Origin of the sequence: Rhodovulum viride, from assembly GCF_003265965.1 — a bacterium.
Classification (GTDB): domain Bacteria; phylum Pseudomonadota; class Alphaproteobacteria; order Rhodobacterales; family Rhodobacteraceae; genus Rhodovulum; species Rhodovulum kholense.
This window is the reverse complement of record NZ_MUAV01000099.1, coordinates 1-1,209: the sequence shown is the minus strand read 5'-3', so window position 1 is coordinate 1,209 and position 1,209 is coordinate 1. Positions and strand designations below refer to the sequence as shown.

The 1,209-nt window shown below is 71.6% G+C and carries 2 protein-coding genes; both read left to right on the top strand.

The window, feature by feature from the left end; translation table 11 throughout:
• Window positions 1-119 precede the first annotated feature (119 nt).
• Window positions 120-581: an SAM-dependent methyltransferase gene (locus tag BYZ73_RS21185; RefSeq protein ID WP_112317572.1), complete on the top strand. Its 462-nt coding sequence runs from the start codon at window positions 120-122 to the stop codon at window positions 579-581.
• On the top strand, window positions 578-1,209 hold a 632-nt coding region (locus tag BYZ73_RS21180; RefSeq protein WP_484328375.1), incomplete at its 3' end, for a TroA family protein. The genes BYZ73_RS21185 and BYZ73_RS21180, both read left to right, overlap by 4 nt.

The following is a 1,209-nucleotide window of genomic DNA, read 5'->3' as shown; positions in this document are numbered from 1 at the left end:
CGGGCCTCGCCCGAACCGGCGGGACAGGCGGCAGGAGAGCGAAGCACGATGACGCAGAAAGACCATGACGGAATGGGCGGGGTCTTGTCGGACCCCGTGGCCCGGGGGGAGCAACGCCCATGACGCTGATCGCCCCCGATCCCCTGCGCCCGCATGAGGAATGCGTGCCGGTACCCGAGGCCTTCGATGCCGGTCTGTGGTTCATCGGCCGGATCCGCACGCCCTGGACCCAGCGCGCCGACTGTCCGCGCCGCGGCGATCCGGAGAACGGTCCCGACTGCCGGATCGAACTGGACGCCCGCTGGCACTCGGCGCTCGGGGGAGTCGCGGGCAAGGACCGGATGCAGGTCCTGTACTGGATGCACCTGTCGCGGCGCGATATCGTGCGGCAGAATCCGTCCTTCGGCGACGGTTCGCTGGGAACCTTCGCCCTGCGCTCGCCGCTTCGCCCGAACCCCATCGCCTCGTCGCTTGTCCGGCTGTTGCACGTCGAGGGAATCGTCCTGACCGTGCGCGGCCTCGACTGCATCGACGGCACGCCGCTGGTCGATCTCAAGCCCGAATTCGGGCTTCTGCCATGAGGCGCCTTCGCCTGACCGCGCTGATGGCCGGGGCGCTTGCCCTCGCGGCGGCGGCGCTGGCCGCCGAAACGCGCACGATCACCGACGCCACCGGCCGCCAGATCGAGGTGCCGGCCGACCCAAGGCGGGTCTTCGCGGCGGGCCCACCGGCGGCGACGCTGCTTTACACGCTGAAACCCGATGCCATGGTCGGCTGGCCGCGCGCGCCGGGCGCCGAGGACCTGCCTTTCCTGCGGCCCGAGACGCGCGATCTGCCCGCGCTTGGCTGGCTGACCGGCAAGGGCGACACGGTGAACCTCGAGGTGCTGCTGTCAGCTCGGCCCGACCTGATCGTCGATTACGGCACGGTGACCGCCACCTATCGCGACATGGCCCGGCGGGTGCAGGCGCAGACCGGCACCCCCTATGCCCTGATCGACGGGTCGCTGCCGACGATCCCCGCCACCCTGCGCAGGCTTGGCGACCTGCTGGCCGAGCCCGAGCGGGGCGAGACCCTGGCCGCCTATGCCGAGGCGACCTTCGCCGAGATCGACGCGATCCTGGCCGCCGTCCCCGAGGACCGGCGCCCGAGCGTCTATCTGGCACGCGGCCCCGAGGGGATCGAGACGGCCGCGCGGGGCTCGATCAA

Bases quoted from the DNA above. Each gene is read 5' to 3' on its own strand.
- BYZ73_RS21185 (WP_112317572.1), top strand. From the start codon at position 120: ATGACGCTGATCGCCCCCGATCCCCTGCGCCCGCATGAGGAATGCGTG.